The sequence below is a fragment of the Pseudomonas sp. KBN12P06040 genome (assembly GCF_037574965.1).
Taxonomy (GTDB): Bacteria; Pseudomonadota; Gammaproteobacteria; order Pseudomonadales; family Pseudomonadaceae; genus Pseudomonas; species Pseudomonas aeruginosa.
Map to the genome: position 1 here is coordinate 5913625 of NZ_JBBELS010000001.1, position 15187 is coordinate 5928811.

Below are 15187 nucleotides of genomic sequence, written 5' to 3' on the forward strand. Positions count from 1 at the left end.
CGACCAACGCACCAATAATCCACCGCACAGTTGTCACTCTGGCTTCCAGTCAGGCCGATCGGCATCATAGCCTTGCGTTGGATGTGGAGGCAGAGGATGGTCTTCTATCAGATGGGGGAAACGTAAGTCAGGGTCGGCCTCAAGCTTTTTGTAGATTGAATAATACGCTTCTTGCAACTTTTCGTCGGGGGCGTACCACATTGCACTTGCAGGAGGAGTCTCACTTCCGAAGACTCGTGATAGGAAAAAAGCCGCGCTCTTGCCCCCCTGAGAGACTGACGCCTGATAATAAACCAGTGCCTTTGGGAAATTGTGCTCCACTATCTTGTAATACGCTCCCAACTCATAATTAGCCGGCGCATAGCCCTGGCTAGCAGCACAGTGAGTATACGCCAACCCCAAATCCTTTTTTTTGGCCACATATATATAAAGCTTACCTAGTTCGGTTAGTGCCGGCGGATTTCCTAGGCTAGCAGCCTTATCAAGAAAAGTAAGCCCGTCAGTTGCAGGATTCTTGACCCCTGCACGATTGCCGATCATTGCTCCCATATCATAGAACCCTTGGGGTACCTCCAGATCGATCATTTTTTGATAGAGGTCCAGTGCCTTCTGCGTATCTTTTTCTACCCCTCCGGGCCACCCCGTGCGATAAAGATTCGCCAAATTATGCATCGCCTTCCAATGCCCACGCTCAACTGCCTTACTGTATAAGTCCACAATACGTCCCCAAGGACGCAAGGTGTCAGGCTTAGCTAGCGCAACTGCTTCCCGATACCAGGTATCGGCCTGGGGATCGAGAGGTGGTAAATGGTCTTTCTCATTAACACAGACGAACGGCTTACTGTCGGCCATAGCAGGAACTCCGAAACTCAACAGGAAAATGAATAGACCAATAGAGCTTCGCATTACTCAGTCCACCGTAAGATTGGGACTATAGGGCGTGGTGACATCCCAGAAACGCAGCAAGTGCGAGGTAAAAGGCTCATCTGCCACTTGGGCCTTCCAGTTATCATCCATCTTCTGACTCCACAGTTCGAAGTTGTCTTCGATCGTTTTGGCAACTTCATAAGCATGTGCCCCCCACAACTCCTCCCGCATCGCCCTCGCCAAATCCGGATTGGGCTGGGCAATCCCCAACTCGCTGTCGCCATGCATGCTGCGGACATTGATATTGGCCGAGCTGAGCAGGGTATAGAGGTCGTCCACCAGCAGCAGCTTGGAGTGCACGTAGATGTGTTTGTAGCGCGCCTTCAGCGGCGGCGCCCCGAGGGCGGCCTCGGCTTCGGCGGACAGGCGCGCTGGCGGCGGGCTGCCGGGGGCAGGGTCACTGGTGGCCAGGGTGGCGACGACCACCTTGAGGCCGGGTACTTCGGCGAGTTGATAGGGCTTGTCGTCCTCGCCGGTGTTCTTCGCCAGTCCGGGAATCTCCTGCGCGCCGAGATCGCCGAGGCGTTGCTCGACTTCCGGCGTCACGCCTTTCTCTTCGAGCGCCTCGATCTTGCGCTCCAGCCGTTCGATGTTGTTTTCCTGGCCGCGCCGGACATAGGGATCGGGATGTAGGTTTTCCCTGACCTGCTTCAACTGCTCCCGCTTTTCCCTCAAGTCATGCGCCAGGTCGCGCTGTACCTGCGGCATCAGTTGCTCCTGGCCCAGGCCCTTCATCATGTCGTAGGTGGTCTTCGAGGCGTCGCTGGAGTCGGGGGTGTTGGTCACGACGAACAGGTACAGGTCGCCAGGCACGCCCCGGGCCTTGCGCACCTGCGCAGTCTTCCGCAGGCGCTCGGCGAAGCCGGCATAACGGAAGTACTGGTTTTCCATGTAGACGTAGTCGGTGGCATTGCCCAGGGCCTTGAGATAGTGCTCCAGGATCGAGCGCTCGTCGTCCTGCGGCTGGGTCCGGCAAATCTGCGCGACGCTGTTGCTGGCGGGCGTGGCGATCTTCGGCAGCGGCAAGGCGTCGCGCTCGGCGGTCAGCGATGGCGTCGAGAACCAGCGCTTGTACCACGGCGTCTCGAGGTCCCAGGCCTCGCTGAAGTTGCGGCTGAGGTCGGCCAGCACCGGTCCCTGGACCTGCATGGAGATATCCTGCCAGGGCCCGAACCCGGGATCGCGACCGGCGGCGCGGTCGTCGAACAGGTGGGCGCTGGTGTCCCAGTAGTTGCGGTGCATGTTGTGACCCATGACGAAGCCGATGGCCTGCGGGCTGCCATAGTCGACCAGGACCATCTTCTGGTGATGGCTGGCGAACTGGGTGAGTACCAGCAACTGGCCGATGCCCAGGTCGTCGATGCCATCGGCGCGCAATAGGTGGATCAGGCTTTGCAGCCGCCCGTTGACGAGGCGCACTTGCTCGCCGTTCATCACCGGCCTGGCCGTCTGCTCGAAGTCGCGGGTACGGAACTCGACGTTCTGCAACCCACCGCCGCGTACCGCCTTGAACCAGTCGCGGGTGAATATCTGCCCCCAGGGATCCTGGCGGGTGCCGCCGGAACCGCGCTTGCCGCCGTAGCCCTGGGCCTCGCTGCTGTCGAGAGTGCGCTGGATCTCGGCGTTCTCCGCCTCCAGCTCGGCGATGCGCGTCCGCGCGTGGGCGGCGCCCCGCGGGTCGAAGCTCGGCAGCCTGCCTTCGCGGTGCAGCCGTTCCGAGCGCTCCAGGGCTTCCTTCTGCCGCGCGATGAGGTTGAGGTTATGCTGGCGCCGCTGCTCCAGTCGCAGCACCTCGTTGTCCACCGCGCTGCCGCTGGCGACGCCCGAGCCCGCCCAGGTGCCGCCGGAACCGCCGACGCCGGCCCCGGGGATGGTGTTTTCCTTGAGCCTGGCGAGTTGGTTGCTCCAGACCAGCACTCGCGCCTGCACTCCTTCGCGGCCCTTCGTCTGCAGCAATTCGCCGATTCGCGGTCCGTCGGGGCGTTTGAAGCGCATGGCCGGGTCGAAGCCCCAGGTGATGATGTCGATGCTGTGCCGGGCCGCTTCCATCGCCGCATGCACCGCGTCGAAGGCCGCCTGGCCATTGATCAGCGGCTTGATGTGCACACCCGCGCGCGGCGGGTAGAAAGCCTTGTTGGCGAACCAGTCGAGGGTCAGCCGGACGCTGCCGGCCTGTTGCGCGTACAGTTTGAGGGTCTGCGGTTTGTACAGGTCGCTCATGGCGTGGGGTCATCCTTGTCGGCGGCGCCGGGCCGCGAGGCGTCGCGCCGGTAGGCGTCCGGGGCGGAACGCGGCTTGTGCTGGGGCATTTCCGCCCGGTAGTCGCGGAACCCCTGCTGGGCGAGCCGATCGTCGACCTGCAGTGCGTCCGGCTGGTCGACCATCTCCACTTCGTAGGCGTGGCCATTGGCGGTCTCGATGCGATAGGTGCGTTCGCCCGGCAGCGGTTCGAAGCTGATTGCGCCGCCTTCGTCGGCGATGCCCTCCTCCTTGAAGGCACCGTTGGCGTAGAGCCGATACGGTTGCCTGGCCGCCGATGGCACGCCGGGCAACGGACTGAGTTCGAAACGCAGGAGTTTCTGCGGCGCTTCGCCGACCTTCTGGGCGATGGCTCCCAACAAGGCGCCTCCCGCCGCCGCGGCGTCGGCCGCGAGCGGTTGCAGCGGCGACAGCGCGCGAACGCCGCTACCGATGCCGGGGCTGCCGCCGCTGTTGATCATCACCTGGGCGCCGTCGAGGGTGACACCGCCCGGGTCGAGCCTGGCGAAGCTGCCACCGCCCTTTAGGGTCAGCTCCATGCCTGCCTCGATCACTACCTTGTCGCCGGCCTTGAAATGGATCTCGTCGCCCGCCTCGACGAACTGGCCGGTACCGATCCTCAGGTGCAACGCGTCGGCGACGCTGAGGTGGTCGGCCGCCTTCAGTTCGACCTTGCGGTCGGCATGGACCGTGCGCTGTTCCTCGGCCCTGAACTCGCTGTAGCTATCGCCCTCGACCGTGTCGTGGCGCTCGTGGCCGACGCGGATCTTCTGGTCGTGCTCGATGTTCTCGTCCCAGTCGCGCTGGGCGTGGACGAAGATCTGTTCCTGGCCCTTGCGGTCCTCGATGCGCAGTTCGTTGAAACCGCCGCCGCCGGGGTAGCTGTCGGTCTTGAAAACGCTGCGGGTCTTGTTCTGCGGCAGCTCGTAGGGCACCCGGTTTTCGCTGTGGTAGAGGCAGCCGGTGACCAGCGGCTGATCCGGATCGCCCTCCAGGAAACCCACCAGGACTTCCATGCCCACCCGCGGGATGGCGACGCCGCCATAGCGCTTGCCCGCCCAGTTGGAGGCGACGCGCAACCAGCAACTGGTGTTGTCGTCGGCCTGGCCGAGGCGATCCCAGAAGAACTGCACCTTGACCCGGCCGTATTGGTCGCAGTGGATGGTCTCGCCGGCGGGGCCGGTCACGACCGCTGTCTGGCAGCCCAGCACGTGTGGCCTGGGATGCTCCAGCGGGGGCCGGAAATGCGCGCTCCAGGGAGTGGCGACGAAACGGTTGCGATAGCCCTGGCGGAAATCGCCCCGGCCCTGCGCGACGTCGCTGTCGATCGACTCTTCCAGTACCTGCGGCTGCCGCCCTTCGTGGAGAACCTCGGTAAGCAGCCAGAGATCGTTCCATTCGCCGCGGGGATGCGCGGACAGCGTCAGGAAGTGTCCGCTGAGCAGCGCCGGTTCGTCGCTTTCGCCCCTGGCCTGTAGGTAGTCGGCGCGATGCCGTTCCAGCGCGCGCCGGCTCAGGTGCTTGCCGCGCTCGCGGTGGGTGAAGCGGCCGGGATAGTCGTAGTCCTCCAGGTCCGGTTGCTGCGCCCCGGGCTGCGGGCCATGGGCGGCCTGCATCTGCAACGCGGGTTGCTCGAAGTCGTAGTCGCGCCGGGTAACCCGGCTGGCACGGGTGTCGAAGCGCACGCCGAAGCGCTTGACCACCGGCTGGTCGGCGACCAGCCCGGCGTCCTGCACGTAGGCGACGGGGCGTTGCAGCCGCGGAAAGGAGGTCTGGTCGTCGCCGAAGACCAGCATATGGCCCTGGGCAGAAAACTCATGGTGGTAATGGATGCCTTCCTCCTCGCAGAGCCTGCTGAGGAACGCCAGGTCGGTTTCGTCGTACTGCGTGCAGTATTCGCGGGCCGGGTACGGCGTCGGGCCCAGCTGGAAGCGGTAGGCGTCGGCGAGAATGCCGTGGCCCTCCAGCACCCGGCCGATGATTTCCGGCACGCTGAGGCGCTGGAAGATGCGTTGGTCGCTGCACAGCCCCAGGTAGGCCAGGCGCGGCTCCAGGGTCGCGCGATAGCCGGTCAGGCGCTTGCCGGAGTCCCCCTGGGCGATGCTGGTGAGCTGTCCGTGGACCCCTTGCCCGCTCGGCGAGAGGATCAGGAAGGCCGGCTGGTGCAGCAGCGCGTCGAGGTCCAGATCGGATCGCTCGCTGACCAGCTCCAGGTCGAAGCGAAAGGGCTGGCTGATGGCTTCGCGACCGCGGAAGGCGAGTACCTGGAAGTCGTGCCGGAGGTTTTCGATGCGAAGGCTGAAGTGCGTCTGGTTGGCGGGGGCGAACATTCACTGTCCTCTTGGAAACGCAGCCGTGCGTTCCTGGCGTATTCGGTTCCGGGCGCGACGCGCCTGCGCCCGCGTGATGGAAATGCTGGCCAAGAGGATAGAGGAGAACAGTTGTGCAACTCTTTGCGCACTCGGCCTCCCGGCCGCATCAACGCTGACCTCAATAAACTTGTAACAGAAAATTTCCAGAATGCCGACGCGGACGCCCCACCCCATCCGCGGCATTCACGTCCGCCAGGACGGGCCAGGCGTCCGCCGCCTCCGAGCACCTCAGGCGTAGCGCTCGTGCCCCCAGGCGAGGAGGCTTTCCAGCAGTTCGCGGATGACCGCGCGGGTCGCTTCGGCGAGGTCCGCGCGGTAAGCGAACGGGGCCTGCTCGTCCATGTAGGTGCACTGCGCCAGCTCCAGCTGGACGGCATGGACGTGCTGCTCCGGCTGGCCGTAGTGGCGGGTGATGTGGCCGCCCTTGAAGCGCCCGTTGAGCACATGGCTGTAGCCTTCGGCGGCAGCGCAGACCGCCTCCAGGCGGGCCGCCAGCGCTGGATCGCAACTGGCGCCGGCGTTGGTGCCGAGATTGAAGTCGGGCAGTCGGCCGTCGAACAGGTGCGGCACGTGGGAACGGATCGAGTGGGCGTCCCAGAGCAGCGCGTAGCCGAACTCGGCCTTCAGCCGCGCCAGTTCCTCGGCGATGGTCCGGTGGTAAGGCGTCCACACTTCGGCCAGGTAGCGCATGCGTTCCTCGGCGGACGGCGCCATGCCTTCGCGGTAGAGCGGCCGGCCGTCGAACAGGGTGTCCGGATACAGGCCGGTAGTGGCGGTGCTGTACAGCGGCTTGTCGTCGGAAGGGCGGTTGAGATCGACTACATAGCGCGAATAGTGGGCAGCCAGGGTGCTGGCGCCCAGTTCCTCGGCGAAATCGTAGAGCCGGGGAATGTGCCAGTCGGTATCGGTCAGCGCCCGCGCCTCCTCCACCAGGCCGGCGTCCACCGCCGGGGTCAGGCGCGTGCCGGGGTGCGGCATGCTGATCAGTAGCGGCACGCGGCCGCGCTTGAAACTCAGGACTTCATCCACGGTATACCTCCTCGGCGTGGCGAATGACGCGTTTCGGCAGATCGCCGCCCAGCCAGTAGGCCAGCTCCGCCGGACGCTCGATGTCCCAGGCGACGAAGTCGGCCAGCTTGCCAACCTCCAGGCTGCCGTGGCGGGCTTCCAGCCCCAGCGCCCGGGCGGCGTGCAGGGTGACGCCGGCCAGCGCCTCCTCCGGGGTCAGGCGGAACAGGGTACAGGCCATGTTCAGCATCAGGCGCAACGACAGCGCTGGCGAGGTGCCGGGATTGAGATCGCTGGCAATGGCCATGGCCACGCCGTGCCGGCGCAGGGCATCGATCGGCGGCAGCTGGGTCTCGCGCAACAGGTAGAAGGCGCCCGGCAGCAGCACCGCGACGGTGCCCGCCTCGCCCATGGACCGGGCGTCGTCCTCGGTCATGTACTCCAGATGGTCGGCCGACAAAGCCCGGTAGCGCGCCGCCAGGCTGGAACCGTGCAGCGAGGATAGCTGCTCGGCGTGCAGCTTCACCGGCAGGCCCAGCTCTCGGGCGGCGATGAATACCCGCTCGACCTGCGCCGGGGAAAACGCCAGGTGCTCGCAGAAGGCGTCCACCGCGTCCACCAGTCCCTCTCCGGCCAGCGCGGGGAGCATCGTCGAGCAGATATGCTCGATGTAGTCGTCGGCGCGTCCGGCGTATTCCGGCGGTAGCGCATGGGCGGCCAGGCAGGTGCTGCGCACGGTCACCGGCAGGCGTTCGCCGAGGCGGCGGATGACCCGTAGCATCTTGCGCTCGCTGGCCAGGTCGAGGCCGTAGCCGGACTTGATCTCCAGCGCCGTCACGCCGTCGCGCAGCAAGGGCTCCAGGCGCTTGCGCGCGCTGGCCAGCAATTCTTCCTCGCTGGCCTCGCGGGTGGCGCGTACGGTGCTGGCGATGCCGCCGCCGGCGGCGGCGATCTCGGCGTAGCTGACGCCCTCCAGGCGCTGCTCGAATTCGCCGCTGCGGTTGCCGCCGAACACCGCGTGGGTGTGGCAGTCGATCAACCCCGGGGTCAGCCAGGCGCCATCGAGGTCGATGCGTTCGGCGTAGTCGTCAGGCGGCAGTTCGGCGCGCGGGCCGATCCAGTGGATCAGCGGACCGTCGGTGACCAGGGCGGCGTCCTCGACGATCGAGTACTTGCCGCCCTTGAGGGTGGCGGCATGGCAATGCTGCCAGAGTCGTTTCATTGCAGGTCTCCTATGCTCGCGGCCAGCCGGGCGAGACTCTTCCGCTCGCCGAGGATGGCCGCCGCGCTGGCGATGTCGGGAGCCAGCCAGCGGTCGGTGTCGTACGCGGGCACGCGCTCGCGCAGGATGCCCCAGGCCGCCGCGGTGCCCTGGCCGAAGCGTTGCGGGGCGAGGAATTCGAAGGCCTGGGCGGCCAGCAGGTACTCGATGGCGAGGATCCGCCGGAGGTTCTCCAGGGCCCTGCCAAGCTTGAGCGCGGCACTGGTGCCGAGGCTCAGGTGGTCCTCCTGGAGCGCCGAGGTGACGAAGTTGTCGACCACCGCCGGCTGCGCCAGCTGGCGGTTCTCGCCGGCCAGGGAGGCGGCGACGTACTGGGTGATCATCATCCCCGAGTTGACTCCCGGCTTGCCCACCAGGAACGCCGGCAGGCCGCTGACCAGCGGGTTGACCAGGCGATCCAGGCGCCGCTCGGCGACCCCGCCCAGCTCGGCCACGGCGATCGCCAGCAGGTCGGCGGCCATCGCCACCGATTCGCCGTGGGGATTGGCCTGGGATACCACCCGGTAGGCCTCCGGCGTACCCAGCAGCAGCGGGTTGTCGGTGGCCGAGTTGAGTTCGGTCTCTATCTGCCGCGCCGCGTGGGCCAACTGGTCACGGCAGGCGCCATGGATCTGCGGTATCGAGCGGATGCTCAGGGCATCCTGGGTGCGGATGCCGCGGGCGTTCTCCAGTACCTGGCTGCCAGCCAGCAAGGCTCGCAGATTGGCGGCGACCCGCTGCATCCCGGGATGCGGCTTGAGCGCAACGATCTCGGCGTCGAACGCCGCCAGTTGGCCGCGCAGGGCCTCGAAGCTCATCGCCCCGATCACGTCGGCCCACTGCGCCAGGCGCTGCGCGTCGTCCAGGGCCAGGCAGGCGAGGCCGGTCATGCACGGCGTGCCGTTGACCAGGCAGAGCCCGTCCTTGGCTCCCAGGCGCACCGTCGCCAGGCCTTCCGCCGCCAACGCGGCGGCGGCCGGCACGACGCTGCCGCGGTAGCTGACCTCGCCGATGCCGAGCAGGGCGATGCCGACGTGCGCCATGTGGGTCAGGTAGCCCACCGAGCCCTGGGCCGGCACCTGCGGGGTAATCCCGTGGTTGAGCAGCGCCAGCAGCCCTTCCACCAGCGAACGGTCGAGCCCGGACTTGCCCTGGCTGTAGTTGGCGACGGCGGCACAGATGATCGCCCGGGTCTGTTCGTCGCGCAGCGGCTCACCGACCCCGCAGGCATGGCTGAGCAAGGTGTTGCGCGACAGCTCGGCGAGCTGCTCGCCTTCCAGCAGGACGTCGCACAGCGCGCCGAGGCCGGTACTGATGCCGTAGGCACGCTCGCCATTGGCGACGATACGGCAGACGATGGCGCGGGCATTGTCGATCCGTGCCCAGGCCGCCGCCGACAGTTCCAGGCGCGCACCGTGCCGGGCCACCGCGACCAGTTCCTGCCAACGCAGCGGACCGTCGCCGAACACGACGCTCGGTAGGTCGCTCATAGGTTCGCCACCCGCCGCTGGACGAAGCGGTCGACGTAGTCGTCGGCCGGCTGGTGGAGGATTTCCCGTGGTGTGCCGACCTGGATCAGTTGGCCGTCCTTGAGGATCGCGATGCGGTTGCCGATGCGTACCGCCTCGTCGAGGTCGTGGGTGATGAAGACGATGGTCTTGTGCAGGGTTTTCTGCAGTTCCAGCAACTGGTCCTGCATGTCCGCGCGGATCAACGGGTCGAGGGCGCTGAAGGCCTCGTCCATGAGGATGATCTCAGTGTCGGCGGCCAGCGCGCGGGCCAGGCCGACACGCTGGCGCATGCCGCCGGAAAGCTGGTGCGGATAGGACTTCTCGTAGCCCTTCAGGCCCACCGTGGCGATCCAGTGCAGGGCCCGCTCGTGGCACTGCGCCCGGCTTTCGCCGCGAACCTTCAGGCCGTAGGCGACATTGTCGAGCACGCTCTTGTGCGGCAGCAGGCCGAAACTCTGGAACACCATGCTGATCTTGCGCCGGCGGAATTGCCGGAGGGCTTCCATGTCGTAGCGCAGGATGTCCTCGCCATCCACCAGGATCTCGCCGCTGGTGGGGTCGATCAGGCGGTTGAAGTGGCGCACCAGGGTCGACTTGCCGGAACCCGACAGGCCCATGATCACGAAGATCTCGCCAGCACCGATGGTCAGCGACAGGTCGTTGACGCCGACCACGCAGCCGGTCTGCGCCAGCACTTCGCCCTTGCTGCGTCCCTGGCGGATAAGAGCCAGCGCGGCATCGGCGCGCGGGCCGAAGATCTTGAACACGTTCTTCACTTCGATCTTGTTCATCTGCGCACCGCTCATTTGCTCGTCTCGTGCCGGGAACGGCCATAGGCCTGGGTGATGCGGTCGATCACCACCGCGAGGATGACGATCGCCAGGCCGGCTTCCAGGCCCTTGCCCACGTTCAGCGTCTGGATGCCCACCAGTACGTCTTCGCCGAGGCCGCGGGCGCCGATCATCGAAGCGATCACCACCATCGACAGGGCCATCATGGTGGTCTGGTTGATCCCCGCCATGATGCTCGGCAGGGCCAGCGGCAACTGCACGCCGAACAGCTGCTGCCAGCGGTTGGCGCCGAAGGCGTTGACCGCCTCCATCACCTCGCTGTCGACCTGGCGGATGCCCAGGTCGGTGAGGCGGATCAGCGGCGGCGCGGCATAGATCACGGTGGCGAAGATCGCCGGCACCTTGCCCAGGCCGAACAGCATCAGCACCGGGATCAGGTACACGAAGCTGGGCATGGTCTGCATGATGTCCAGCAGCGGCATCAGTACCGCGCGCAGGCGGTTGCTGCGCGCGGCGAGGATGCCCAGGGGGATGCCGATCAGCACCGAGATGAAGGTCGCCACCAGCATCAGCGCGAGGGTCTGCATCAGCTTGTCCCAGAGGCCGACGGCGCCGACCAGGAACAGCAGGCCGGTGATCACCAGGGTCGGCAGCAGGCGCCGGGTGGCGTGCCAGGCGATCGCCGCGACGATCGCCAGCAATAGCCACCAGGGCGTGGCGCGGAGCAGCCCTTCGAGGTTGACGATGGCCCACAGCAGGGTGTCGGAGATCTTGCGGAACAGGTCGCCGTAGTTGGTCACCAGGGCGTCGACCCAAGCGTTGACCCAGTCGGCGATGGAAAATGTCAGGCGTTCGGGAAACATGGTCTGCTCTCGTCGGTCGTGGGTTCAGAGTGCCGCTTCGATCTTCTTCGCCGCGTCCTCGTCGACCCAGGCGTGCCAGACCTCGGGGTGCTCCTTGAGGAACTCGCGCGCCAGGCGCGCTGCATCGATCCTGTCCTTGGCCATCCGCGCCAGGTCGCTGTTCAGCAGCTCCGCCGGCAGGTTGACCTTCTCCAGCACCGCCACCAGCTCCGGCGCCTGGTCGTGGAAGGTCCGCGACAGGCCGACCTGGATCCTGATGCGCTTGTCGACGCCGGGCCTTTCCTCCAGGCGCACCAGGTCGGCACGGCCCATCAGCGGCGTCGGCGACCAGTAGTAGAACAGGATAGGCTCGCCGCGCCGATAGCTCGACAGCACCGCCGCGTCCAGTGCCGGGCCGGTGCCCGGACGGAAATTGGTGAACGTCTCCTCCAGGCCGTAGCTTTTCAGCATCTCGCTGTTCTCCAGCTCGCAGGTCCAGCCGGCCGGGCAATTGTAGAAGCGCCCCTTGCCCGGTTCTTCCGGGTCGCGGAAGACCTCGGCGTACTGCGCCAGGTCGGCGATAGAGCGCAGCTTCGGCGCCTTCGCCTCGAGCTTGCGCTGCGGGTCGCCCTCGATCACGTAGCGCGGCACGTACCAGCCCTCCACCGCGCCGACGATGGGTTCGCCGACGCCGACCACCTTGCCGGCCGCGGCGGCCTTGTTCCAGGCGTCGCTGCGGCCGATCCACTCCTCGGCGAAGACCTGGATGTCATTGGTGCTCAGCGCCTGCTCCATGGTGATCGAGTTGCCCGGCAGGCTGTCGGTGGTACAGCCGTAGCCCTTGGCCAGGACGAACTGCATCAGTTCGGTGAGCAGCGTCCCGCTCTCCCAGTTCAGCCCGGCGAATTTCACCGCCTTGCCGGACTCGCACCAGCCTTCCGCCTGGGCGCCCGCCGCGGCGGCGAGCAGGCCGAGGGCACAGAGAATACTCAACATCGACTTCTTGTATCGCATGGTTCGACGCTCCAGATGCACGATTGGGAAAGGCAGTTGGAAAACCTGCGGGCCGCGCCCGGGGGAACGGCCTCGATCATTGTTATTGGCCGGCGGCTCAGGCCGCCGTCGGTTCCGTCACAGCCCTCCCTGGGCCTGAAGCACGCCATGCGCGGCATCGCCCTTCGGCCTGACCCAGCGCCGGTAGGCGATCACCAGCAAGGCGATCCAGATAGCCCCGACCCACAGGGCCGGGCGGGTGTCCGGGAAATAGCCGAGCACCACGAAGATGAACAGCATGAAGACGATCGCCGCCGCCGGCGCGAATGGCCACAGCGGCACCGGGAACTTCAGCGCGGCGACCTGGCGCGGCCCCATGCGCCGGCGCATGCCGACCTGGGCCAGGAGGATCATCAGCCAGACCCACACGGTGGCGAAGGTGGCGATGGAAGCGATCAGCAGGAATACGCTCTGCGGGATCAGGTAGTTCAGCGCCACGCCGAGCAGCAGGGCCACCGCCATCAGCAGCACGGTCATCCACGGCACGCCGTGCCGCGACACCCGCGAGAAGCCGACCGGCGCCTGGCCCTGGCGGGCCATGCCGTAGAGCATGCGACCGGCGCCGAAGATGTCGCTGTTGATCGCCGAGATCGCCGCGGTGATCACCACGACATTGAGGATCGCCGCGGCCGACTCGATCCCCAGGCCGTCGAAGATCTGCACGAAGGGACTGCCGTTGCTGCCGATCTGCTGCCAGGGGAAGATCGCCATCAGCACGAACAGGGTCAGCACGTAGAACAGCAGGATGCGCAGCGGCACCGCATTGATCGCCCGCGGGATCACCCGCTGCGGGTCCTGCGCCTCGCCGGCGGTGATGCCGATGATCTCGATGCCGCCGAAGGCGAACACCACCACCGACAGCGAGGCGACCAGCCCGGCCCAACCGTTGGGCAGGAAGCCGCCGTGCTGCCACAGGTTGTGCACGCCGGTGGCGGACGTCGCCGCGCCGTCCAGGCTGAAGCCGAAGAACATGATGCCGAGCCCGGCGAGGATCATCGCGACGATGGCGCCGACCTTGACCAGCGACAGCCAGAACTCCAGCTCGCCGAAGACCTTGACATGGCAGAGGTTCAGCCCGCCGATGAACAGCACGATGGACAGTACCCAGATCCAGCGCGGCACGTCGGGAAACCAGAACCCCATGTAGATGCCGAACGCGGTGACATCGGCGAGGCAGACGATGATCATCTCGAAAGCGTAGGTCCAGCCGGTGACGAACCCGGCCAGGGGGCCGAGATAGCTGCTGGCGTAATGGCCGAACGAGCCGGACACCGGCTCGTGCACCGCCATCTCGCCGAGCGCGCGCATCACCATGTACACCGCCGCGCCGGCGACCAGGTAGGCCAGCAGCACCGCCGGCCCGGCCATCTGGATGGCCGATGCGGAACCGTAGAACAGGCCGGTGCCGATCGCCGACCCCAGTGCCATGAAACGAATATGACGGGCGTTCAGCCCGCGCCGAAGCCCCGTGTCGTGCGTCATCCCTCGGCTCTCCTGTTGTTGTTCTTGCTGGAGCGCCCCGGCCGAACGGCCGGGGGCGGGTATCAAAGGCTCGGCAACAGCCGGGCCGGCAGCAGCGCATTCAGGCAACCGCTGGCGAGCAACTGGCTGGCGGCCTCGATATCAGGGGCGAAGAAGCGATCCTCCTGGTAGTACGGCACCTTGTCGCGCAGCAGGCGGCGAGCCTGCTCCAACTTCGGCGAACTCTTCAGGCCCTCGCGGAAGTCCAGGCCCTGGCAGGCGCCCAGCCATTCCACGGCGAGAATCCCGCGGACGTTCTCGGCCATCGCCCAGAGCCGTTTGCCGGCGTTCGGCGCCATCGACACGTGGTCTTCCTGGTTGGCCGAGGTCGGCAGGCTGTCGACGCTGGCCGGATGGGCCAGGGCCTTGTTGTCGCTGGCCAGCGCGGCGGCGGTGACCTGGGCGATCATGAAGCCGGAGTTGACCCCGCCGTTGGCCACCAGGAACGGCGGCAACTGCGACATGTGCATGTCCATCATCAGCGAGATGCGCCGTTCCGACAGCGAACCGATCTCGGCCAGCGCCAGGGCCAGGTTGTCGGCGGCCATCGCCACCGGTTCGGCGTGGAAGTTGCCGCCGGAGATCACGTCGCCCTCGGCGGCGAATACCAGCGGGTTGTCGGACACCGCGTTGGCTTCGATCTCCAGCACCTCGGCGGCCTGGCGCATCTGGGTCAGGCAGGCGCCCATCACCTGCGGCTGGCAACGCAGCGAATAGGGGTCCTGGACCTTGTCGCACTTCTCATGGGAACGCGCCACCTCGCTGCTGGCGGTGAGCAGGTCGCGATAGGCCGCGGCCACGTCGATCTGCCCACGCTGGCCGCGCGCGGCGTGGATGCGCGCATCGAACGGCGCCCGCGAACCGAGCATGGCCTCGACGCTGAGCCCGCCGCAGACGGTGGCGGCGGCGAACAGGTCCTCGGCCTCGAACAACCCGCGCAGCGCGTAGGCGGTCGATACCTGGGTGCCATTGAGCAGGGCCAGGCCTTCCTTCGCCGCCAGGGTCAGCGGCTCCAGCCCGGCCACCGCCAGCGCTTCGGCGGCCGGCAGCCACTCACCGCGATGGCGCGCCCGGCTTTCGCCGATCAGCACCAGCGACATGTGCGCCAGCGGCGCCAGGTCGCCGGAGGCGCCCACCGAGCCTTTCAGCGGGATGTGCGGATAGACCTCGGCGTTGATCAGCGCGATCAGCGCGTCGATCACCTTGCGGCGGATGCCGGAGAACCCGCGAGCCAGGCTGTTCACCTTGAGCAGCATGACCAGCCGCACCATGGCGTCGTCCAGCGCCTCGCCGACGCCGGCGGCATGGGACAGGACGATGGAACGCTGGAGCTTCTCCAGGTCGGCCGGGGAGATCCGCGTCGAGGCCAGCAGGCCGAAGCCGGTGTTGATGCCGTAGGCGGTGCGGCCCTCGGCGATGATGTTCTCGACACAGGCGACGCTGGCGGCGATCGGCGCGTCGGCGCTGGGATCCAGGCTCAGGCGCACGGGGGCCAGGTAGGCTTGGCGCAGGTCGGCCAGGGTCAGCTGGCCGGGTTTCAGATACAGGCTCATCGAAGGCTCCTTGTTCGGTTCGGCGGGCTCGGCAGCGCCGTCCGCCGGCGGCGTTTCATGGGATTGAAGGCGGCCGCGCCGCCCTGGAA

The 15187-nt window shown here is 66.7% G+C and carries 11 protein-coding genes; all 11 read right to left on the reverse strand.

The window, feature by feature from the left end; translation table 11 throughout:
* Positions 1 to 33: 33 nt before the first annotated feature.
* Positions 34 to 906, reverse strand: coding sequence for a tetratricopeptide repeat protein (locus VQ067_RS27825; RefSeq protein WP_003110163.1), 873 nt, complete (start codon positions 904 to 906; stop codon positions 34 to 36).
* Positions 907 to 909: 3 nt separating this feature from the next.
* Entirely contained in the window at positions 910 to 3147 is a 2238-nt protein-coding gene (gene pldB / locus VQ067_RS27830; protein WP_033991494.1) for a type VI secrection system-dependent phospholipase D effector PldB, read from the reverse strand.
* Complete coding sequence (locus VQ067_RS27835; protein ID WP_021263509.1) at positions 3144 to 5516, reverse strand: type VI secretion system Vgr family protein; 2373 nt, start codon at positions 5514 to 5516, stop codon at positions 3144 to 3146. The genes pldB and VQ067_RS27835 overlap by 4 nt, the downstream gene beginning before the upstream one ends.
* 270 nt (positions 5517 to 5786) lie before the next feature.
* Positions 5787 to 6587: an N-formylglutamate deformylase gene (hutG, locus tag VQ067_RS27840; protein WP_003117997.1), complete on the reverse strand. Its 801-nt coding sequence runs from the start codon at positions 6585 to 6587 to the stop codon at positions 5787 to 5789.
* Complete coding sequence (hutI, locus tag VQ067_RS27845) at positions 6580 to 7788, reverse strand: imidazolonepropionase (RefSeq protein WP_033991495.1); 1209 nt, start codon at positions 7786 to 7788, stop codon at positions 6580 to 6582. The genes hutG and hutI overlap by 8 nt, the downstream gene beginning before the upstream one ends.
* Entirely contained in the window at positions 7785 to 9317 is a 1533-nt protein-coding gene (locus VQ067_RS27850; protein WP_003101754.1) for an HAL/PAL/TAL family ammonia-lyase, read from the reverse strand. Before VQ067_RS27850 ends, hutI begins: the two co-directional genes overlap by 4 nt.
* Entirely contained in the window at positions 9314 to 10144 is an 831-nt protein-coding gene (locus tag VQ067_RS27855; protein ID WP_003101756.1) for a quaternary amine ABC transporter ATP-binding protein, read from the reverse strand. The genes VQ067_RS27850 and VQ067_RS27855 overlap by 4 nt, the downstream gene beginning before the upstream one ends.
* A complete protein-coding gene (locus VQ067_RS27860) occupies positions 10141 to 10992 on the reverse strand; it encodes an ABC transporter permease (protein WP_003095946.1) in 852 nt (283 codons plus the stop codon). Before VQ067_RS27860 ends, VQ067_RS27855 begins: the two co-directional genes overlap by 4 nt.
* A gap of 24 nt (positions 10993 to 11016) precedes the next feature.
* The gene (locus VQ067_RS27865) at positions 11017 to 11985 is read right to left on the reverse strand and encodes an ABC transporter substrate-binding protein (RefSeq protein ID WP_021263291.1); all 969 of its coding nucleotides are present in this window, start codon (positions 11983 to 11985) and stop codon (positions 11017 to 11019) included.
* Positions 11986 to 12102: 117 nt separating this feature from the next.
* Complete coding sequence (locus tag VQ067_RS27870) at positions 12103 to 13506, reverse strand: amino acid permease (RefSeq protein ID WP_015503788.1); 1404 nt, start codon at positions 13504 to 13506, stop codon at positions 12103 to 12105.
* Between the two features lie 62 nt (positions 13507 to 13568).
* Complete coding sequence (hutH, locus tag VQ067_RS27875; RefSeq protein ID WP_033991499.1) at positions 13569 to 15098, reverse strand: histidine ammonia-lyase; 1530 nt, start codon at positions 15096 to 15098, stop codon at positions 13569 to 13571.
* Positions 15099 to 15187: the final 89 nt, after the last annotated feature.